This is a genomic window from Lentilactobacillus hilgardii, from assembly GCF_009832765.1.
Taxonomy (GTDB): Bacteria; Bacillota; Bacilli; order Lactobacillales; family Lactobacillaceae; genus Lentilactobacillus; species Lentilactobacillus hilgardii.
This window is the reverse complement of record NZ_CP047121.1, coordinates 789934-812998: the sequence shown is the minus strand read 5'-3', so window position 1 is coordinate 812998 and position 23065 is coordinate 789934. Positions and strand designations below refer to the sequence as shown.

Annotated in this window: 15 protein-coding genes; 6 read left to right on the top strand and 9 right to left on the bottom strand. The window is 41.2% G+C overall.

The window, feature by feature from the left end:
• Positions 1–29: 29 nt before the first annotated feature.
• Positions 30–1052 carry a LacI family DNA-binding transcriptional regulator gene (locus tag GQR93_RS03705; protein WP_003552373.1) on the top strand — a complete coding sequence of 341 codons (1023 nt, stop codon included), beginning with the start codon at positions 30–32 and terminating at the stop codon, positions 1050–1052.
• Positions 1053–1254: 202 nt separating this feature from the next.
• Here the strand turns inward: GQR93_RS03705 and GQR93_RS03700 are convergent, their stop codons facing one another.
• The 3 genes from GQR93_RS03700 to GQR93_RS03690 all read right to left on the bottom strand — a co-directional run bounded on the left by GQR93_RS03700 (position 1255) and on the right by GQR93_RS03690 (position 4532).
• Positions 1255–1923 (bottom strand): hypothetical protein, encoded by a 669-nt coding sequence (locus GQR93_RS03700; protein ID WP_003552372.1) that lies wholly within the window; start codon positions 1921–1923, stop codon positions 1255–1257.
• A 231-nt stretch (positions 1924–2154) separates the two neighbouring features.
• On the bottom strand, positions 2155–2976 hold the full coding sequence (locus tag GQR93_RS03695) for a CHAD domain-containing protein (RefSeq protein ID WP_050757944.1): 822 nt from the start codon (positions 2974–2976) through the stop codon (positions 2155–2157).
• A gap of 1226 nt (positions 2977–4202) precedes the next feature.
• Positions 4203–4532, bottom strand: a complete 330-nt coding sequence (locus GQR93_RS03690; protein WP_003552369.1) for a hypothetical protein — start codon at positions 4530–4532, stop codon at positions 4203–4205.
• Between the two features lie 1107 nt (positions 4533–5639).
• Here GQR93_RS03690 and GQR93_RS03685 point away from each other — a divergent pair.
• From GQR93_RS03685 to GQR93_RS03675, 3 genes are all read left to right on the top strand, one after another.
• Positions 5640–5939: a type II toxin-antitoxin system RelB/DinJ family antitoxin gene (locus tag GQR93_RS03685; RefSeq protein WP_003552368.1), complete on the top strand. Its 300-nt coding sequence runs from the start codon at positions 5640–5642 to the stop codon at positions 5937–5939.
• A complete protein-coding gene (locus GQR93_RS03680) occupies positions 5932–6261 on the top strand; it encodes a hypothetical protein (RefSeq protein ID WP_003552367.1) in 330 nt (109 codons plus the stop codon). Before GQR93_RS03685 ends, GQR93_RS03680 begins: the two co-directional genes overlap by 8 nt.
• 123 nt (positions 6262–6384) lie before the next feature.
• Positions 6385–7845 (top strand): hypothetical protein, encoded by a 1461-nt coding sequence (locus GQR93_RS03675; protein ID WP_003552366.1) that lies wholly within the window; start codon positions 6385–6387, stop codon positions 7843–7845.
• 315 nt (positions 7846–8160) lie between these two features.
• On the opposite strand, the gene GQR93_RS03670 is transcribed toward GQR93_RS03675, so the two are convergent.
• The 5 genes from GQR93_RS03670 to GQR93_RS03650 all read right to left on the bottom strand — a co-directional run bounded on the left by GQR93_RS03670 (position 8161) and on the right by GQR93_RS03650 (position 19779).
• Positions 8161–10545, bottom strand: a complete 2385-nt coding sequence (locus GQR93_RS03670) for a DUF5776 domain-containing protein (protein WP_003552365.1) — start codon at positions 10543–10545, stop codon at positions 8161–8163.
• 154 nt (positions 10546–10699) lie between these two features.
• Positions 10700–13174 carry a DUF5776 domain-containing protein gene (locus tag GQR93_RS03665; RefSeq protein ID WP_003552364.1) on the bottom strand — a complete coding sequence of 825 codons (2475 nt, stop codon included), beginning with the start codon at positions 13172–13174 and terminating at the stop codon, positions 10700–10702.
• 182 nt (positions 13175–13356) lie between these two features.
• Positions 13357–15324, bottom strand: a complete 1968-nt coding sequence (locus GQR93_RS03660) for a glycoside hydrolase family 127 protein (protein ID WP_159298695.1) — start codon at positions 15322–15324, stop codon at positions 13357–13359.
• A 103-nt stretch (positions 15325–15427) separates the two neighbouring features.
• Positions 15428–16846 carry an MFS transporter gene (locus GQR93_RS03655; protein WP_003555072.1) on the bottom strand — a complete coding sequence of 473 codons (1419 nt, stop codon included), beginning with the start codon at positions 16844–16846 and terminating at the stop codon, positions 15428–15430.
• Positions 16847–17334: 488 nt separating this feature from the next.
• Positions 17335–19779 (bottom strand): DUF5776 domain-containing protein, encoded by a 2445-nt coding sequence (locus GQR93_RS03650; RefSeq protein WP_035444333.1) that lies wholly within the window; start codon positions 19777–19779, stop codon positions 17335–17337.
• 662 nt (positions 19780–20441) lie between these two features.
• Between GQR93_RS03650 and GQR93_RS03645 the strand changes: the two genes are divergently transcribed.
• Positions 20442–21035, top strand: coding sequence for a TMEM175 family protein (locus GQR93_RS03645; RefSeq protein WP_035444331.1), 594 nt, complete (start codon positions 20442–20444; stop codon positions 21033–21035).
• A 281-nt stretch (positions 21036–21316) separates the two neighbouring features.
• Here GQR93_RS03645 and GQR93_RS03640 read toward each other — a convergent pair whose 3' ends face one another.
• Entirely contained in the window at positions 21317–22189 is an 873-nt protein-coding gene (locus tag GQR93_RS03640; protein WP_035444329.1) for a LysR family transcriptional regulator, read from the bottom strand.
• A 126-nt stretch (positions 22190–22315) separates the two neighbouring features.
• On the opposite strand from GQR93_RS03640, the gene GQR93_RS03635 reads away from it, so the two are divergent.
• Positions 22316–23062: an SDR family oxidoreductase gene (locus GQR93_RS03635; protein WP_166427830.1), complete on the top strand. Its 747-nt coding sequence runs from the start codon at positions 22316–22318 to the stop codon at positions 23060–23062.
• Positions 23063–23065: the final 3 nt, after the last annotated feature.

The window sequence follows — 23065 nt, the reverse complement described above, 5'->3', positions numbered from 1 at the left end:
AACTTTGGTAAACAAAGGAGCATGATTTTATGACAACGATGCGTGATATTGCAAAAATCGCTCATGTTTCACCCGGTGTCGTCTCAAGAATTATCAATGAAGATCCGACTTTAAGAGTTTCCCGAAAGACTCGTGAAAACGTCAAATCAGTTATCGAAGAAACCGGTTATATACTTAGAAAGAGCTCTCGAAGCGAGATTGCCATCTTACTGGCCTTAAGCCAACAACGGGTTATCCAGGATCCCTATTTTTCCGAACTCCTTTCAGGAATCCTATCATTTTGCAAACAAAATAATTTAAAAGTAGTCAAAACCTTATGGCTGCCGGATAAAAACGACCTGTATCACTTGGACAGACTGGACGGTGTTCTGGTGATCGGGCCTTTTACAACCGCCGCAATTGTCAGTATGAAAAAAATCGCCAGGTCATTTGTGCTGGTAGACGACAACACAACTATTTCCGGCGTTAATCAGGTTAAAAGTAATTTTGATGCTATTACGACAGGTATTTTAAATGACTTTCTAGCCGATCATCGACATCAGATCTCTTTTGTCGGTGGTTCGATTGAGCGGATTAATCGCTCGGGGAAAATATGGGATAATCTAATTGACCTAAGGCTGTCCACTTATTATGAATGGGCAAAAAAGCATTCGATGATTCCGGACATTATCAATGTCGGCCTAACGATTGCTGACGGTCAAAAGGCAGCCGTTCAACTTCTCCAACGGCGAAAAGAATCCGGTTATGCTTTTCCAAACGCCATTATTGCGCTCAACGACTTGATTGCCAGGGGGCTCGCAGATACATTTTCAGAATCTAACATCAGGATTCCAGAAGACGTTGGCATCGTCAGTTTTGATGATCTATCAATTACCAGAATCAGGAAACCAACCATTTCTTCGGTAAAGATTCCAACCGATGAAATTGCAAATGCCGCCGTACGATTGTTGCGCGATCAAATTAACCATTCCCTACTTGGTACAAATATCATTACTGTACCTGGGCAGATTATTTATAGAGATAGTTTTCCAAAACTGGTGCCTGAACAATAGGCATTTATCCACGATAAGATCCGCTGTCTGTCTTCAATTATGAAACAACAAAAAAAGAGTCCTCCACTTTTGTGAAGAACTCTTTTCGCGTAATATCTAAATTATTATTTTATAAATGATCATTCGAGGGACGATCATCAGATACATTGTAACAGCCTATTAAAGCAATTGACAACTATTGTATCGCCCCACTGGGCAGTGATTAATCGTCTACCGTTGGAATATTATCCAAAAGTGTCTTCATTTCATCCCTCATTTGATCCTTCATCGATGATGTGAAGCCTTTTTTCTTACGATACATACTCTTAGCCGAATCAAAGGTTTCCTGCCAAGATTTCAGCAGTTCTCTCTCATCAACCTTTTCCTGTTTTTCTTCTAAAATAAATTTAATCTGTTCTTTTAAATACGCCAGTACTGCCAGTTTATAAACGACAATTTTACCGTGGAATGTCACACAATAATCGTTTTCGTAGACTTCCCAATATAATTGTTGATCACGGGCTGGAATATTGACAACCGTTAGCTTGGGGAGAACCTGATTCATCCCTAACCCAGACCATCCTAATTGGCTCCCGTAAGCAACAACCTGTCGTTTAATAAAGTACTGATCGGTTTTGGAAAGCCGAGCCCTTTTTCTCAGTCGATTCATTCGTTCCTGATTCTCAACATCTGTTTTAATATGCTCAAAAAGCGATGGTAACATTTCCTGGTGAAGCCCCTCGAGTAATTGTTGCTTAAATAACGGATCGTGTTGTGCCATCCGTGCCACTATACTCACAAAGGTAAAGTGATCTACCGGCTTATCCGCCGAATCAATTGAATTGCTTAAGCGGGTTGCCGCGTCTAGAACTGCTTGTCTGTCTTGAGTCATGTATTATTCCCCATTAATTTTTATTACTTTACTATTTTGTCTATAATTACATCATAGGAAACAATGGCTAATGGTTCAACCATTTAAAGGGAAACGTATTAATTATGCCATGAAACTGTAATTTAGATGTCTTTTTTGTAAAAGTTTGTTAAAGAGATTGATTAACAGATGCCTTTTGAATCCAACAAAAAACGCTCCCTTTTAAAGGAACGCTTCTCGTTTAAAGATTGGCTAACTGATCGCTTTATCCAAATCCTGAATAATTGTTTTTTTATTAGCCATATAAATATCCCGTTGCGAACGCGCAATTCGCAGTAATAATTTTTGCCGATCCCGGTTCGGTGTTTGAGCCGCCAACTGACGCAACTCGCCGTCAATAACGTGGGCATCCGTAATTGTGCCACACACATCTTGAACCCTCTTGGCTTTCCGCAAAATCCGACCTTCTTTTTCAGGAATGAATTCCGAAAAATAAGTTGCCGAATACCGTAATGTCTTGGCCCTTTTACGAACATGATGAACATGAAGGTAATCATGGAAATCAAGTTGATGGTACTGCTTCATTAATTTGTGATCCCGACGTTTGAATTCCTGAGCAATTGATTTGTCCCAATCCGTCTCATGTTTGAAATTCAACGTATCCAACTGCGCTTTTACCTGCATTAAATAGGTCGCCAAAACTTCCTGTGTTGTGTCCGTCAAAGTCGTTTGCATTTCTTCGTTTCGTTGATGATAAAGCCCTTCAAAAAGTCCCTGATAGTCCGTTTCTTCCTCCGGATGAGCATACGCAAACTTCCCAACTTGAATCATTAGGACGTCAAGGTCTCTCAACGGCCCAAAGATTTTGGCAGATTGACTAAGATCCCCATTAAGTGAGTCATAAACAACCTGTGGAATCCGTCGCTTCAAAAATTTGATCAGCCCACGCAATGTTCGAATCGAAACCCGTAAGTCATGAGCTCGCTGCACATCATAAGGATTATTCCGGTAACGAAGCCATTCAATTTGAATGGTCTTATATTGTTGATTCAGAATTGTTTTGATTGATGTCATGATTTTGGCCTCCCTTGATGCAAAGTCAAGATAAAGAATTAGGTACATAAACACCTCAGTTTAAAATACAAAAAAGCATTTACTTAGCTTCATTGTAAACCGAAATGATGATTTGTACTCATTCAAGAATGTGCTCTTTTATATAAGTCACTTGATCGCAGTCAAGCTCCCACTTTTTTCGCTATCAATGTGTTTTTCTAGAACAATAATAACCACCCAAAACTAATTGTAAACATAAAGATAAAGCATCGTTTTTGCAGTCTAAAACCTCACTGACAACGTCAATATCTTTTTAAATATTATCCCTAATCCAACTAATTCTTCAGTGAATCGAAAACAAACCATAATACCCAAAACAAAAACTACTATCGCATGTGCTATAATATATCTCATATGCGATAGTAGTTTAGTAGAGCGGCAACGCTCCTACAGGTCTAAAAGAGAACCGAAGAACTGGCCAAAGTTTAACGACGGTTCTTTTTTATTGCCCGTATTAACTCTGTCAAAGCACGGATTAAATCCGCAACTGACTGATTGTACTTGGCAATTGCCCTGATTACCGCAGCCCCGCCAAAAAGCAAAGCCGCCCAAGACAGCAAAGACTAATACCTTTCTCAGAATATGATTGATACGTTGCATACGCATCTCTCCTTTCCTTGGAAGAATATTCCCGCCCAACTACTCCACAATAGGTTATTTTACCACCAATAAGTTAAAATAACTAGAAAGTTATTTTTCGATTCTATATAGGTTAACTACTCAATTGATACCACCATGTCCTATTCCGAAATAGCGTATTACTCAATGCCAAAATATTACCGCTAACGATCTAGAATTTATCCGTAATTCACCACTCCCAAAACTAACTAAAAGATTCCGCTATATCATTCACAAAAAAATGATATAGCGGAATCTTTTCTTTTTTAAACAAATGTGGAATTCACTACAACTACCGGATTTAGCCGTGCCCCTGTTTAATTTAGCAATTATTTTCTTCACATATTTGCGACTATTCTTTTAAGCTCTGCGTAAAATCCCTCGTATGGTCCACCAAGAATAACCGTGTCATTTTTTATAAGATATGCAATTCGGTAAGTCTCTTTTTTAGGAACACCACTTTTGGGGTCATCCGCAATGTTAACGTAAGTATTTTTGACAAAAAGCCACTTTAACTTTTATCCTTGAGTCTCTTGAGATACCCTTTCAAGTGATTACCAGGTATTATTTTATAAACCAATTTCCGTTTCAAAGGCCGATCTGCTCATTTCTGGCTCTTTTTCGGTTTGTGAAATTAAATAATCCAAAGCTTTCGAAAAATCTTTTTTAGATTCTTTAAACTTAGTCACTAATTCCTTGCCGGTATATCCCTGGTTAGTTAAATCCTCTAAAATATCGGTATCAAAATCCCATACATGATCATCGTCTTTGACAAATTCATAAACAATACCATTGCTGGTCAAACGTGGGCGAACCGGAACCCCTTCCCCAATATTAAACGACTTAGGAACAGTGAGGATAATGGAATTTCCCTGCTTTCTGGTTTTTGTAATATCCAAAATAATCAGTCCCTTCGTTTATACTTATACTTACTACAAATATAGTTTACCATCTACTATTCTAATTATAGGTAATGGCATGAATTAAAGGAACAGTGGTTAATCAGGATATTGGAAGTATTCGTTGTAGGAGAAAATTTTTCTGCAAGGATACGCAGTCGTGACCTTTTAACTTAAATTAACATTGTTTATTCGCTTATAGTCATTTTCAATCATAATCGATTTACGTAAAATCGCTCTCTGTACTAACGATGGTAATTTCTTAGCAACCCTCTAATCACCAAGACTCGACTCTTTTCCTTAACTAACTATGATGTTTTCCAATTGGGAACCTGTATAGAGTTTAGGACAATCTTCGAAAAGGTATAAAATTACTCCGGCATTGTATCAGTGCCATTTTTTTGCTGATTAAATAGTTTGAAGACACACCCTAGCATATGTGAGCTTTATTTTGGAAACTGAAATCGTCACGGTTCTTGGAAACTTCTACATCCTAACTAAAAGTATTAATCGCCCTTTGGAACAGTTCGCTTATCAACTTATCTGATGCATGACCAATTACCTCAAGGCTTCTAGCAATCGCATTATAGGTCGATAATTACCAGGTAACGATATCACCCTCGATACCACTTGGCAGATCAATAAACGGGTAATACAAATTCCTATTGTCATGTGTAGTTGATGTAACCACCATTACTATTCCTGTTGCGCGATTGTAGCTTGATTTTGATAAACGATGAATGGACAGCGAATATTGCCCTTCTTGGGGTCATGACCTCCGAATTCGTGACCAGCGTGAGGTTCAGCGTCAACAACTACAATATCTCCTCGTCGGGATAATTAGTTGTCATATTTCACTACCCTTTCTTGGCTCTTCAGGTGAAAGCGTGCTGTCTTCTTCAAGAACCAACAAATATTTTTGCCAACTTTGACGTTTACTTGTGAAAGAAAGCCCGTGAATCTACATAAGTACAAGCAATACTAACTGAATAGATTGACATCTATGGCTAAAGCCTCACATTGATTTTTGAGTATTTATCAATCAATTTAGAGTTATTTTAAGTATTAATTACTCAATGATGATATAATTTCTTTGAGGTGATAAACATGGCTGCTTCAGCAAAAAAGAAAAAACGTATTCAAGTACTAATCGATAGTGACTTATATGATGACGCTAACGAAGTGTTATCTGATATTGGCATATCGCAATCCACCTTGATCAATGTATTGCTTAAGAAAGTTGTCGCTGAAGGAAGGGTTCCGTTTGATCTCTCCCAATCCAAACGTGATCGGCTAAGCTTCGAACTCCACAAGGCCGTTCAAGATTCAGACATTCCGATTATCAAGGATCAAAAGGAAGTCGCACGTTACCTACTGGAAAACGGAGACGACAGCTACGATGAATAAAGATGATATAGGCCTTGCTTTCATCGAATTTGATCATCATTCCGGTGGGAAGAAAAGACCAGTTCTTATACTTGGTGAGACCAGTGACTATTACGATGCTTTTAGCATAACGAGTCAGTTTCAAACTAAATCCGCACAAATTCAGACAGTCTATTTTAAAATAAGGCAATGGCAACTTTCTGGATTAAAGAAACCTTCATGGGTCGATACAGGACATCATCTGCAAATTAAAAAATCTACAAGAATTCAAGTTATCGGTCAACTTCAAATTGATGACATCGCTAGATTAATTTTATTCTTAAACAGCAGAAATAAACGATAGATTCTGTCTTATCCAAGTAACCGTTTAAAAATCAATTATGTTAAACGACAACCAGATGTTAACTTTTGGGGATAACGCCATTCAATTGACCTTATCCTTTTTTTGAAAGAAGGACCCGTTAAAATGGCAGCACTAAAAGCAACGAACATTAATCAATGGCTGGATAAAGCAACCAAACAAGAGTTACGAGAAATTGTTTTAAAGCAGGCGCAAACAGATGATGCCCTCTATTATGAGCTTCAAAACAGGTTTGGTGACCTTTCGGACAAAGAGAAGTTATCGGAACTCAGAGCTTATATTCGCAACATCATTGGCGACAATAATGACAGAGGATTTATTGACTATCATGATTGCATTGCTGTTTGTGATGTTTTGGATGATATTACCCACAAAGCGGCAAAAGTAGCGCCAACTGAAGACTTAAATTTTGCTATTCAGGAAGTCTTAATGGTCATTAGGTCAACCATCGGCTTTTTGGAACGGGCTGACGATAGTTCCGGTTGTACCACTGAAACCTTGGATTTTGCGTTTGCGACATTGGAGAAATTATCCAAAACCGCTGCCACAGTATTATCTGATCAGCAGAAAACGGCACTGATCAAATCAGCCGTCCAAGTTTTCAACCTTAAAATTTTTGACGACTGGGACAACTTTCGTTATGCCATTTTTGAAAAGACGATGCCATTGATTTCCACGAATTCCCTGAAGCTAATGGAAAGGGCCGCCGCCAAAATAAGTGATAGGTATGCTCATGCTGCCCCGAAAGATTCCGATTTCTTTGATGATGTTGACTTTACCGATAATTATAAAAATTTTCAGTTAAACGAGATCAAGGCCTACAATGCCAATTTAAAGAGCATGGGCCTCATCAGCATTGGAGACTTTGCAGCTGCGAAAAAAGTGATGGCTGAAAATATCACCTTCAACTCGGTTAGAAAAACGGCAATCGACTTTTATTTATCTCAAAAAGATTTCAGAACCGCGGAAAAACTCGCGGTCAATGGTGCATTATCTAAAAATAATAACCTTGATGACCAAGCGACATGGTTTGATTACCTGGAAAAAATTTATCTGCAGACAAAGGACTATCACAAACTGGCCGGTGTCTACAAGTCTCGTCTTCTCCAGCCCACCTGGGGCTCCTTCAATCTTGATGATTACAAGAAGCTAAAGGGTGTCATTCAAATGCACGGTGATTGGCAACAGGCCTATCCAGCATTATTAACCGAATTTTCTCAAAAATTGACACCGACAGACTACGCCAGCATTTTAAGTTTTGAAAAGGAAACAACCAAGCTCATGGCCATTGTTGAAAAAGTGCCGTCTTTGGTTGCGGAACACGGGAGAGTCTTATTTAAACAGTTCCCTGATAAGGTCACAACACTATACTACAAGGCGTTGGTCAATCAAGATATCGGAAATACCCGTAAACGCTATCGAGAACTGGGAAGAACCATTCGGCATTATGCGGATTATGGCGATAAGGGGATGGCTCGTTATTGGTGTCAACAATTGATCAAGCAATATCCGCGCCGCTCGGCACTTATAGACGAAATGCAGAAAGCCTATGAGTTAATCGATTAAGCTGCTTAAAATTATGACAGAATTCATATAAACAAACGTGGCTCAACGATATATGACGTTCGAATAAGTAGCAGTAACTGGTTTAATGATTAATTTTTTTGATAACTCAATCAAAAACAGTATAAAAACAGCCAAGATATAAGAAAGAGACTGATGAATGAATACCACACATAAAGACATTTTTAAGTTGTGTCCCTTTCAATCGTTTTGCATTTTTATATAGTTAAAAAAGCATCATTATTAAAAATTGATAGAAATGATGATTATCATTCTGTCTAATTTCGATAACGATGCTTTTATAAACGTTTCATAACTTTATTTAACCGTTATGACATACTTTGGATTAGCGGTCACATAACCACCATCAATTCGATATCTCAATAATCCGTGCTTGGTCATCTGATGCTGACTTGAATAGTCAAAATTGAGAATTCTAAAGATGTGTCCCTTAGAAATCCGCTTCAAACGTTTCGTCAAATCAACATTTCGATAAGTACTGATGACACGACGAGTTTTTACGTATCTTGCATAATGCTGTTTCCCTATCATGACCAGCTTTCTATTAGCTGTCACATACTTACCGTTTGTTAATTTGAACCGTGTCGTCAAGTTGTGGGTAACAAGACCGTTAACCTTGAGAATTGTTCCTTGGCGATATAATTGACCGCGTTGAGTTAAATTTTTCCGACTATAAACATAAATTCCACGAGGATTAATGACTGTTACACGCGTCCTCTTTTTTGAGTAATAAACCGGTCGGACATAAGACCATCGTGCGGTAATATACCCCCGCTTATTAGCGGTCCGGCTTAGATGGTTAACATCTTTAACCTCGTACCTCAATTGACCATTACCGGAACGGGCATAACCGGTCACAACGAACATCGGTCGATAGACTCGTGGCTTTTTGATATAGTAGGCTAATCGTTCTTTCTTACCAAAGTTGGCATGTCGATATAGATAAATCGGCTTCAGCGAATAGACAACCGCATTCTTTTTGGCAGCATAGTCCGGTAACACTACCGGGCTTCCCTGACTGGATGAACCTGCACTACCGGACGATGATGCGACAACCGATGAACTGCTGTTGGAGCCGGAGCCACCGGCAGCCGAACTCGTACTTGCCTGACTGGATGAAGAAGTTGACGATGATGAGCCACCGCCACCCGGAGTTGGCCCCGTAGCAGCCTTATAAACATAAGTAATCGACTGATTTTGATCACTGTATGTTGCCGGCACTTTTTCGCCTGTTTTTAATCCTACCAAATCATAAGTTTTTCCATCCTTGCTAATGGTTGATGCGGGAAGACCGTCAGGCAATGTAAATTTGCTTCCGGCATCACCACTCTTAGTAACTGGATCTTTAATAACGTGATTATTTTGATCTTCAAAGTTGATTGTGACACTACCTTTTTTGACAACTGGTGTATTGCCGAATTTATAAGTCACCGTTGGGACACTATCAGCCTGATAGGTTCCGGTTTGGCTGCCCGAAACCGTATACGAGGTATAACCGTATTTAGATTTAAGTGCGGTTATTTCATTCTGAACATTGCTATTGGTTGACAAATTATATGAGTCACCCAACTTGCCGGAAATGGTTTGTTGCGGTGCCAATTGCTGGTTGGTTTTTGCGTCAACGAATTGAGCATTAACGTCCCCGACACTATCATCTAATAAGTAAGGCTGAATAACGCCGCCATCATAAGCGAAATCACCACCACCGGGAAAAATCGGTTGATCCCAAATGAAAGTCATAAACCCACCTTTTTGACCTGTACTCGTGGTCCCCGCACCACTTGCCAAATCAGTCCAGGTAATGCTGGGCACAGCAGTCGTTGCCGTACCACCATTAGCAGTACTTTTATAGGAACGATAATACTGTGTTTGCGAACTCGAAGCGTAATACGGTGTCACCGGAATATTTTGACCATCGATATTAGTCACAAAACTTGCCATCTGATACGACTTAAGATTCGAATTCAAAATAATCGTCGGCAATACATATGCTTGATGATTAACTTCCAACGAATCTTGTAATGTATCCTTAGATGACTTAAGTGGTGAAATATCCGTAATGTTGTTATAAGCAAAAGAGCTTACTGCTCGTGTTGGATCGGAATCCAATTTTTTACCGGCTAAAGCACTAATATCATGAACCGATTCCATATCGATGCTAATGCTGACTAAACTATCTAAATTCTTTAAGGCACTGATGTCATTTAATTTACCCTTTTGAAAGGGATTGACACCCCACTGAATGGCCGCACCCATATAAGGTGAAATATTAATTTCCTTTAAATTCTTGGCATATTGTAGGCCATTTAATGACTGAATATTCAGCATGTCCTCAAAAAATGCCTTGTTATTCAGCTGAACATTGGGATCTCCGCTGTATAATACGGTAAATTGATCACTTTCCAACATCTCTTTGGTAATCTGGTCAGCGGATGAAATCAAACTGCCGTTAACCATCACATCATCCTGTTGCAATTGCCATAAAACCAACTGTTGCAAGCTTTTATCAGGCATCCAGTCATCAATTGATTCGGTATTGGTCGCCGCCATGACTTTATTCGGTAAAAATACATCCTGGCTAAATCCAATACCGGCACCGATTCCGAGTAAAAAGACAACAAAAACTAGGATCAAAAAGATTGACTGTTTTTTAAAATAGTTAGATTTATGCACACTTAGCATATAGCTCCCCCCTAAAAACAACTAAACGTTTCTCACCACCACCTTAACACAGTATAAATAAAATATTAAAATATAATCTATATGGATTAACGTATCGGTAAATAAAAGTTAACCCGCTATTTATACAGAACAATTTCCGTCTTAATTACAAGGATCAATAACGTCCTTGAGCAATCAATAATTTGCTGCCTGAGACAAAGTGACCGTTGGAAAGTTCATAGCGAGTCGTCAAATGATAGTTGACCAGCTTTTTGACTTTCAACTGGCTTCCTTTCTTGTAATGATTGATTTTACCGGTTAATTTCGAAGTCTTATAGGCGTTAACACCTGTCCTGGCAATCACAGTGATCTCCTTGGACTTCGGTACCGACTGGTAGTAAACCGGTTGTACGTAACTGGCTTTAGCAGTAATGTAACCCTTCTTGCCATTTGCAGCACGTACTTGATAGCGCAAAGCACCGTTGGAAGAACGGGCATAACCGGTCACAACAAATATTGGACGGTTGACCCGAGTTTTTTTGGCATAAGTAACCACTTTGTTGGCCGCCTTGAAGTTGGCACTTTTATATAAGCTGACCTTCTTCAAAGCATAGACTACGGAGCCTTTTTTAGCAGCCGACTTCGGCACATTAACCGACGTTGATGGTACCGTTGTCGTTGTACTGGACGAAGAACTAGTGGTTGCCGAACTTGAACTTGACGAGGTCGTCGAAGAACTTGTTACAGACGATGAGCTGGCAGTCGAACTTGAACTAGATGAAATCGAGCTTGAGCTGGAAGATGACGAGCCACTACCATCACCGGGTGTAACCGCACCGCTGTCAGCTAATGTAAATTGAGCATAGTCAATTTCGGCATTGTTATCACCTTTAGTAATCTTGAAAGTATTGGTCCCCTTATTTAGATGAACCGTGCCATATTGAATGACCTTTCGACTTCCGTTAACATTTGGAACCGCATTAGTCCAACCAGTGGTGGGTGCAAAACTTGCGTCTTTGAGTGACTTATCATTCAACGTCAACTTCTCTGTTGCCGTTGTCGTATTACCATTGGCATATCCGATTTCAAGTTGATAGTCGCCATCCTGTAGCGCATTTACATTCATGGTAATTGAACTATCATCTTTATCGATACCGCCTACATAATAATTACCGGAAGCATAACTGCCTAGCGCTTTCTTAGCACCACCGGTTAAAGTACCGTCTTCAGCTTCAACCCTGATAGGATCGCTTGCTTGTTGTTGGGTATATTGAATATCATCTTTTGTAACGGCAGTATCGGCCGGGGTGACAATTAGTTGATAGCCGGAGGATGCTTTCATTCCCTTGACAGAAACCGTGGCTGTCCCATTTTTAACCTGAACGGTACCGGTCTCGATTGTTTTTGGTGTAACGGCAGTATCAACACCATACCAAGGAGATTCGTTGACTTGAACTTTAGCTCCGTTGGCAAATTTACTTGCATCCAAATGGTTCACAGTTATCGAATTATCACCGTTGGCACCCCCAAAGATGACTGAAGTTTGGCTCTTATCAGCATTAGTGCTAGCCAAGCTTGCCAAACTGCCATTTTCGGAAGACGTGCTGGTAGTATCAATGTTTCCGGACATATCGCCATACCATTTGTACAGCCAATAGCCACCATTTGGTTTTTGTTGATCAGTTAATAAATTATCCATACGACCATAATTAAACCAAAATGCTAAATCAGCACTATCGGTATATTTATCGTTTTCAAAGGATTGAATATAATGAACCATTTGTCCCGGTACACCAAGTTCCTGTTCAGCACCATACTCATTGATACTAATCGGAATCGGTTCCGTACTGCCGGGCTTTGTAATGCCATTCGCAAGTTCAAATTTTTCCAAAGCCTGAGCTTGTCCAGGGTAGGCAGACGCACTCCATTGATGCCAAGAAATATAGTCAGGTAGTGTGCCGTCCTTTTTGGCATCTAAGAGGAATGTCTGCATCCACTTCATTTGACTCGCACCTAACCCGTCCAGACTGGGACCAACAATTTTGGCACTTGGATCAAGCTGTTTAACCAGTTTATAAGTTTCGTCCCAAAGTTGCATATAGGTAACCGACTTATAATTACCGGCGTCCACTGACTTACCATTGCCATAATCACCCGGACTCTTCCAATAACCATTTGGCTCATTCCACAACTCGTAAGCATAAATGTCGCCACTATTCTTTTTAGCTTCATTGACCATTTGGGTGACGTGGGATTTCCATTGATCCATACTGTCAAAGTTATATGCAAACTTGTCATAATAGTCAGGAAGTCGAACCATAACTTTGGTGCCAAGGCTATGAGCTGCCGGTTGAATGACGTTAAACTGTCCGGCGGCTTTCGGTTCACCATTTGGAATCTGTTGGCCAAATGGTGGTGCCTGAGTGAATGTCTTTAATTTTAATGGTGCTAATAAGCTTGTGTTTGGCGTATTTGCATCTGAAAGTGCATATAAACCACCCGAAGCAACATGTGAAACCGCTCTGACTGTTGAAGTCGTATCAACACTGATATCTTCAGCGTTTGCCCGAATTCCTCCGAGGCCAACTGTTATTAATCCTGCGGCAGCGGCAGCTGTGATCCAAGTGACAATATTTTTATGTGAAATCATAACTCAACCCTCTTTATGTGTTTTTTGATATCTTAACGGCCTTCAATAATTTTTCTTGAGTTTAACGAATTAAAAAGTATTCGCTTACATTTTTTCATAAAAAAGAGGAACCAGGAACAAACTACAAGTATTCCTAAATCCCCCATATTTTATCAATTTCTAAAACTTTTTTATTTCAAAGCTTATTTATTCAACCAAACCCTCATTTGGCCGTCCTGACGGTTAGCCCAAGCATAGTATGGCACCATGGTCAGGTTAACCGTTTCCGTATCCGCCGGTTTAGCTTCGGTATACAGATCAGCATCGTCGGCATTAAGCTTCTCACGTTTGGCAGCCACTTTGATGACCCCAACGCCGTCCAATAACTTCTCATCAAAGTGATAGTCTGTCTGGGCATCCGGTGAAACCTGGTATAACCAAAGCGGTGCTTGGTTGTCGGCTTGTTCAGCGGCGTAAACCACCGGACCACGTTGAACGGCAACCTTGCCGAAGTCATGGCTGACCCGGTTGTTGGCCCGCATAATCTTGGTACTCATGTCCAACTTGAGATCAATGGTTAATGACTGGCCGTCAACATCGAGATAAATGAAACCATCCTTAACCGGTAAGGTCTTGGCAGCACCATCCACGTTTAATTCGTAACTGGCAGACCAGCTGGGAATCCGAATGCCAAACTTAAAGGCGGCCTGGTTGGGATTTTGAATCTCGTAGTGGATATCACCGCTCCATGGGAAGTGGTTGGTTTGGGAAACCTGGATGCCGTCATCGAATTCGGCATCGTTGGCGATGAATTGATGGGACAAAATGGTGTCACCCTTTTCGGTATAGAGATATTCATCAACCGAAGCAATCAGACGCGCCAGGTTGGCCGGGCAGCAGGCGCAACCAAACCAGTCAGCCCGATGCGTCAAGACATGGGACTTGCCGGGGTTACCCTTGCTGGCAGCCGGATCGGCTTCCAACGGGTTAACGTAGAAGAAGTGCTTGCCATCCAATGACATCCCACTTAAAGCGCCGTTGAAGAGTTCCTTTTCCAGCACATCGGCGTACTCGCCCTTGGCATGGATGTTCAACATTTGACGGGCAAAGAAGGACATGCCGACTGAGGCACAGGTTTCACCGTAATCCGTATCGTTGGGTAAATCATAATCATACGTGAAGGCTTCACCAGTGGTGGTTTGGCCAATGTTACCGGTGATGTACATCTGGCGCTTAACAATATCGTTCCAGAAGCGATCACAGGCAGCCAGTAAATCTTTATCACCTGTATAACGAGCAACGTAGGCCATGCCGGTGCAAAGGTAGACCACCCGAACCGCGTGACCATGAGGGACCTTTTGGTCCTTAATGGGTTCTGCGGCCAAGTAATATTCACGGGTAAAGTCACGCATGCCGGGAATTAAATCACGGTCAGTGCTGTCGCCATCGGCCTTGATCTGCTTTTCAAAGAAGGCCGGATCCTGACCCCGTTGGGTGAGGAAATAGTGGGCCAAGTCAAGATACTTCTTGTCCTGGGTAACTTCATACAACCGGGACAAAGCCAATTCAATTTCGGGATGACCATCATAGCCGGGGATTTTGCCTTCTTCAAGGCCAAAGTGGTTATCGATACAGTTGGCCATGCGTTTAGCAATGTCCAAAGCTTTTTCATTACCGGTGGCGTTGTAATAAGCCACACCGGCTTCAATGTAATGACCCATTGTATATAATTCATGCGACTGTTGGAGACGCTTGAATTTACGTTCCGGGGCATCAATTTGGAAATAGGTTGACAGATAGCCGTCATCATCTTGAGCCTTGGCAATCAAATCAATCAGGTTGTCGGTAATCTGCTTTAAATCCGGGTTGGGATGGTAGCCAAACGAATAGGCAGCGGCTTCCAACCACTTGTAGACATCCGTGTCCTGGAATGGGAAGCCATAGTGATGGCCGGTCATTTCACCGGCAGCAATCTTCAAATTGGCAACGGCGTGACTGTTCTTGTCCTGACCGTTGTTTTGTGGATCTTCGGCAATCGAAATATCGGCTTCGTCGTTCATAACTTTCCATTGGTAAGGTAAAACTTCTTTAACGACGAGCTCCCGATAGCGTTTCCAAAAGTCGGATGTCACCTTGACTTTATTTAACTTCGGCGTGGTATAGACTTGCATAAATGGACCTTCCTCTCGAAAATACAGTGATTAGTTAGTAATTAGCTGTTTAGATAAATCGATTAAATAAACTGATTAAAGGCATGGTGATTCAACCAACTGCTTAGTTGGCTGTGGCAGCCTTGGCATCTTGCGCATGACGTTCTGCCAAGTCGGCTTTAACAACTGGTTCATGATTTTCCCACTTACGGTAAACAATCATCAAAATCAAACTGATGGCGTAAATGATAACCGGAACCCAAACGAAGGTAAAGCTGATACCTGAAAGACTTGAAGCAGTTTGGGTCTTAACAGCAGCGTTAAAGCCAAAGCCTTTCAACAACATGGAAGCGATAAATGAACCGAAGCCGGAACCCATTTGGATACAGAATGAAGCACCAATGGCCGTTAAGAAACCGTTGGCACGAACGCCGGTCTTCCATTCACCGAAGTCAACCGTGTCACCAACCATGGCAAAGAACATGGTGCAGGCAGAACCGGAACCGATACATGCAATACACCAGCCGATTAAAGCGGACGTGGTGTTGGCACCGGCAAAACCGATCCAAGCTTGACCAACCATGGTCAAAGCCAGCATGAAGACGGTCGTGCCCCACTTGTGCATGTACTTAACAAAAAATGGTACCGAAGCCATACCGATAACCTGGATAATGGTAAAGCCGTTGAAGAATGAAATTAAACCGGTGCTCCCCATGTTGTACTGGAAGTAGTAAGGCATCGAAGCGTTACGAACGATAAAGGCGGTCCAGTAAGCCAAGTTGGCAACGACGATCAGAACCCAAGGCCAGTTACCCTTAGTGGCTTTCAAACTTTCTTTAATCGTAATCACTTTTTCAGATTCGATATTCTTTTCACGCATATCGAAGAAGGCAATTAAGAGCAAAATCAAAGCAACGATTGAGTAAATACCAACTGCTAATGACCAGCCACGTTGTTGGTTACCATTGCCTAAGAGACCGGCGAATGGAATGATGAACGTAACGGCGAAGAAGTTACCAACGTTACCAAGAACCAAACGAACTGAGTTGGCTTGCATTCGGCCGTCGGTACTTGAAGTCAAGTTAGGCAGAACGGAGGTAATTGGGGTTGACATTGCGGTATAAGACAAGTCAGCCAGGATATACATTACCCCGGCGTAAATGATCTTAGCCGTGCCGCTCAAAGCGGGGGTAGTGAACAGTAACCAAACAAAGACAGCGAATGGTAAGGACATCCAGAGGAACCATGGGCGACTCTTACCATATTTACTATGGGTGTGGTCAACCAAAATTCCCATGACCGGTGCGCCAATCGCATCAAAGATACGACCGATCAACAGTAAGACACCGGCTGTTCCAACCGTCAAACCAAAGACGTTGGTGAAGAAGTAAAGCATGTATGAACTGATAATACAGTAAAGCAAGTTACCAGACATATCCGTAAAGCCATAGGTAATTTTTCTGTGCCATGGCAATGTGTCATTGGCCAAGAGTGCCTGCGCACTGGCCGTATTTGAATCTACATGACTTGCATTTGAACTCATGATTCTGACCTCCAATTAGTTATAAATACAAACGCTTACAATTGATGAAATATTGCAAAATCATAAAATGGCTTGTTAGTCGCCCACGAAAGTTAATTTTCAATGGCTCTCGCAAGCAGTTAGCATGTAACCGCTTTTACATTTATTATAGTAACCGTTTTCAACAAAAAACATAAGGCCTGAATTTATATAAAAAGTGACACTTTCCGACTATTTATTAAAGCCGGCTAGTTCAATGTCCCTTATTTACCACCTTATATATCGTTTATTGAACCTTTGGTGATTGTTTCCGACATTATAAAAGCTAACGAAAATTCTATAAATGGTGATCATTTCCGACTAGCAAAAATCACCCCCTCCAAATAAAAGGCCTTTGAATTTTAACTTAATAAAATTCAAAGGCCTTTTGCATCATCTCAAATGTTATTCGGATGGGGTTCGATTTTTTATGTCAAAAATAAAAACCATTTGAGCTTAATACCATTAAATTAGTAACGTCCTTGGGCAACTAATAATTTGTTACCTGAGATAAAGTGACCATTGGAAAGTTCATAGCGGGTGGCCAAGTGATGCTTAACCAACCTCTTGACTTTCAACTGGGTTCCCTTCTTGTAATGCTTAACCTTACCAGTTAATGTCGAATTTTTATAGGCGTTAATACCCTTCTTGGCAATCACGGTGATTGTCTTGGACTTCGGTACCGACTGGTAGTAAAGCGGTTGTACATAACTGGCCTTAGCGGTAATGTAGCCTTTCTTACCGTTTGCAGCACGTACTTGGTAACGCAAGGCGCCATTTGTTGAACGGGCATAACCGGTTACGACAAATTTTGGTCGATTTATGCGAGTGCGTTTTGCATAAGTGGCAAGCTTGTTGGCGGCTTTAAAGTTAGCCGACTTGTAAAGGTTAATCTTCTTAACCGCGTAAACCGTTGAGCCTTTCTTGGCCGCTGACTTGGGTACACTCACCGAAGTTGATGGTGCTGTTGTCGTTGTACTTGACGATGAACTGGTCGTTGTACTTGAACTCGATGAAGTGGTCGTTGATGAGGATGAACTGGTAACAGAACTTGAACTCGATGATACTGAACTTGAGCTTGAAGATGATGAGGATGAAGAGGAATCACCGCTACCGCCACCTGGGGTAACTGCACCACTGTCGGCTAACGTAAATTGGGCATAATCAATTTCGGCGTTATTATCACCTTTAGCAATTTTGAAAGCGTTAGTCCCTTTATTTAGATGGACCGTACCATATTGAAGGACCTTTCGAGTTCCATTAACGTTTGGAACTGCATTGGTCCAACCGGTAGTAGGTGCAAAGCTGGCGTCATTAAGCGATTTATCATTCAACGTCAACTTCTCTGTTGCCGTTGTCGTATAACCATCGGCATATCCGATTTCAAGTTTATAATCGCCGGCTTGTAATGCATTCACAGTCATACTGATTGAACTATCGGCTTTATCAATGCCGGCTACATAATAATTACCGGAAGCGTAACTTCCAAGTGCCTTTCTGGCACCACCGGCTAAAGTACCGTCTTCAGCTTCAACTCTGATTGGATCGGTTGCCTGTTGGGTGGTGTATTGTAATCCCGTTGTCGACGAACCGTCTGCAGGCGTTACGATGACTTGATACCCATCGGAAGCTTTCATATCCTTAACCGGAACTTGAACAGTACCGTTATTAACATCAACCGTTCCTGTCGCGATTGTCTTAGGCTCAGAAACAGCTGTATCAACACCATACCAAGGAGTTTCATTAATTTGTACCTTGGCTTTTTGACCAAATTTAGCTTGGCTCAATCCACTGATATTAACCGTGTTATCGCCACTTGTCCCGCCAAGAATTACAGAAGTCTGGCTCTTATCAGCAGTGGTACTTGCAATACTTGCCAAATCTCCATTTGTATCAATAGTACTTGTCTTATCCATCTGACCACTCATATCGCCATACCACTTGTACAGCCAATAGCCACCGTTAGGTTTCTGTTGATCGGTTAACAAGTTGTCCATTCGACCGTAATTGTACCAAAACGCCAAATCGGCACCATCAACTTGAGGTACATTTTCAAAGGCTTGAATGTAATCAATCATCTTACCGGGTACGGCTGTTTCTTGAGGTTCACTGTATTCATTGATCAAAATTTTTGTATTCTGATCAATACCATATTTGGTTTCAAGTGCATGAAGATCAGCAACGTTGCCCTTGAATCCGGCAGGTGTCCATTCCGAACCGCCGCCGAGAAGATGCCAGGAAATAACGTCTGGAACAGTCTTTGCTTCAGTAACGTGAGCAAAGTATTTATCCATCCAACCCTTATCCCAAGCACTGGTACTTGGACCAACAATCACTGCATTCGGATCCAGCTTTTTCACTTCTTTATAAGTTGCATCCCAAAGCTTAAAGTAATCTTCTTGAGTCCGACCATTAATCTTTTGATAGGTCCAGTTGGGCTCGTTCCAGAGTTCATACCCATAAATATCTTGTTTATATTTTTGGGCCTGGGTTACCATATCGTCGACTTGCTTAAGCCAATCGTCCATCGTCGAAAAGCCATACGGAAATGTCTTGTAATGATCCGGAAGACGAATAATCACCTTAGCCCCAACCTGTTGAGCAGTTGTCGCGACCTTCAGAAAATCACCACCCGGTTCAGTTAACCCGTTTGGCAATTGGCCCGGATCAGGCGGGGCCTGAGTGAATGTCCGCGGTTTAAGCGGTGAAATCAGATCAGCACCTGGTGTCGTTTCATTTTGCAGCGCATAAAGCCCTCCTGAAGCAACGTGTTCTGCATTACTTCTGATTGCAGTCGTTGTGTCAACGTTTATGTCTTCCGCATTGGCAGTATTGGATTTTAATCCGAATGCGAATAGTCCGGCAATTGCAGTTGCGGTCAGCAAAGCCAAATTTCTATGTTTACGGTCAAGCATGTTAATACCCCTTCCCTGCTTATATTCCATTTGAAAATGATAATCAGACCATGGTTGCGCTTACATTCGTTTGGTAAAAATAAGCGCCGGCAAGTCATTAGTCTACGTCTCATCATGTCATTTTCGTGGAATAACTCAAATAGCCTTCAATTGATAATTCATATAGCTAAACCATTTCAATACAAAGCATAAGTAAATGTATCTACAAAACAACTCGCGAGTAATTGCGTCTCCAAACGTTTAATCTATATTTGTTTGGGGATTCATTTACGCTCTTAATAGTAAGCGGTTTCAAATAATAAAGAAACACCAATACCCGCAAAATCAGTGATGGTTTCCGACTAATTAATTTTTACAAAAATGACTGAGTAATGGCTTACAGGCCATCAAGTCCAATTGTGCGAACATTTGGTGATGATTTCCGATATTTTAAAAATTGATCATTACATGTCCGAAAAACAGTTAACGCTCCTAACAACATGTCCATTAACCAAATTTGAAGATAATTTTCCAAAATTGGTTTAATAGAAATGTTGTTATAGGGTGGACTTAGTATAAAACTTGAGACAACTTTAGGGGAAGTATAAAATTATCCTTGTATTAAGAAAGATTTTGTTGAATTATTGGTGAAAGAAGTTAGTTTTGTTACAAAGAGGGAGAATATGAATAAAGGACGAGTTGAAGCATTCACAGACGCAGTGGTAGCGATTATACTCACGATTATGGTTCTTGAATTTAAAACACCGGAGACCGCCCAGTGGGAAGAAATCATCAAGCAATTGCCCTACTTTTTTGCTTATATTGTTAGTTTTCTATTTGTCGGTGTAGCTTGGTACAATCATCACTACATGTTTACATTAGCCATCAGAATATCCAAAAAAGTGTATTGGGTGAATAACCTGTGGCTTTTTAGCATGTCTTTATTACCGGTTGCGACCGGTTGGGTAGGAAAATTTCCGCAATATTCCGGTCCGGAATACCTATATTTATTTGTCTTTATTTTTTGGAGTTCGTCATATCTTTGGCTTTCAAATTCGATTAGGAAGACACCGGAGCATGTTAACACGTCGGTTAGTAAAAAGATTGAAAGCATGTTTCCTTTTAGATTCCTATCCTCATTCTTTTTCCCGTTGTCTATTGGCATCACCGTCATTGGCATTTATTTTTTGCCAGTACTTGGCATTACAATCACTTTTGTTGGGCTGATCATACTAAGCTTCTTGACCCCTTCGGACAGTGATAAATTGACCAAATAGTTTTTAATAGATAAGCCTTTAAGACGTGCATAGCAAAAGTTACGCGAATCAAATGAGGTTATGATTTCACCTGCTTCTAAAGCAAAGATCCCATCAGCTTAATTGTTGATGGGATCTTTGCTTTCTATCATAGCAGCGCACGCCTCAGTGCCAATACCTTCAAAGTATTGTCATTTACCACGTTTGGCAACATCATCACCATGCGACTAATCATAACCGCCACCTCTTAGTGGCTAATTGAACATCATTCCCTTTCAACCGATTTAAAAAACATAGTCTTTTCAAGACAACGTTTTAGTCACCTCTGCCAAAAACGCTTTTGCCGCTCCAGACATTGAAACGCCATGAGGCCAGACTAAATTGGTTTTGGCAGTATTTAGAGGCATTAACGGGACAAATTTAAGATTCGTTCCCTGTGTATTAATGATGCCATCGAGACATAACGCATAGCCAACTCCGGCAGCAACTAATAACGAGGCATTGTACAGCAAATTATAAGTAGCCACAATTTGATACTCAACCTGACTACTTCCAAGCCAATCCTTTAATAAGTCACTGACTCCCTTTTGATGGGAGACAATCAGTTTAGCTCCCTTAAAATCACTCGGTGTAACCTCACTTTTTCCAGCAAGCGGTGCATCTTGACGCATTAACAATCCCCACCTGGCTTCTCCGGGCAAGGTCATAAAGTGGTAATGCCGTTTTTCAGTAGGTTCCATGACCATGCCAAAGTCAAAGAGCCCCGTTTTTAATCGCTTCCAAACATCATCGGCATTGGTACTGACCAAATTAACTTTAATGTGGGGATATTGATCACCCAATCGTTTAATCGCTTTTGCAATTGTCATCATCGTTTGTGATTCACCGCTACCAATCGTAATACTACCGGTAATATCAGTTGGTTGGCGAATATTATCCCGCGTCTTGTCCGCCAAAGAAATAATTTGTCGCGCCTGTTCGGCAAGATAGTCACCACTTTCCGTCAGCTCGATTGAACGACTGCCACGTTTAAACAAAACAACGCCCAGCTCATCTTCCAATTCTTTTAGCTGTCTTGAAATGGTTGGCTGCGATACATGAAGCAATTGAGCTGCCCGACTAATATTTTGTTCCTGAACAACTTTAATGAAGTAGCGTAATACCCTTATTTCCATATAGTCACCCTCCATATAGTTATTAGCTATACACCTTAATTCACTATAAGTATTAGACATCACTATTAATACCTTATATTCTAAAAACTGTAAAGCACTAAAATTTCATTCAAGGAGGAATTCGTCATTATGAGTGTAAAGGATAAAGTGGTTATTGTCACAGGTGCATCCAGTGGGATTGGCGCTGCGACTGTCGAATTATTGGTTCAACAAGGTGCAAAAGTTGTCTTTGGCGCTCGTCGCCAGGACAAATTAGAACAGGTGGCTCAAAATCTACCCGCTGACCAAATTGCCTACCGGACTGTCGACGTTTCCAAACACGATGATGTGGTTGCGTTAGTCAATTTGGCAAAAAGGGAATTCGGTAAGATCGACGCCCTTTACAACAATGCCGGCATTATGCCAACCGCAAATTTAGCTGAAGATCACAGAAATGAATGGCAGAATATGCTGAATATAAATGTTATGGGTGTTCTAAACGGCATTTCAGCAGTTCTACCAATCATGCACGAACAAGGTTACGGCCACATTCTTGCAACAGACTCGGTCGCTGGTCACATTGCTTACGCGGGGTCGGCTGTTTACTGCGGAACCAAGTTTGCTGTAAGAGCCATTATGGAAGGCTTACGGCAGGAAGAATTAAAGAACAAGATTCGGTCAACAATTATCTCTCCGGGAGCTGTCAATACTGAACTTTATAAGTCTATCAGTGATCCAAAAAGTGCAAAAGATTTAGTCGCTGCTTGGCAACAAACGCCCGACAGTTCCCTCACTCCGGAAGACCTCGCTGAAGCTGTCGTCTATGCGATTGGTACACCTAGTCGAGTGTCAGTTAGTGAAATCCTGATTCGCCCCACTGACCAGGAAATATAGGGA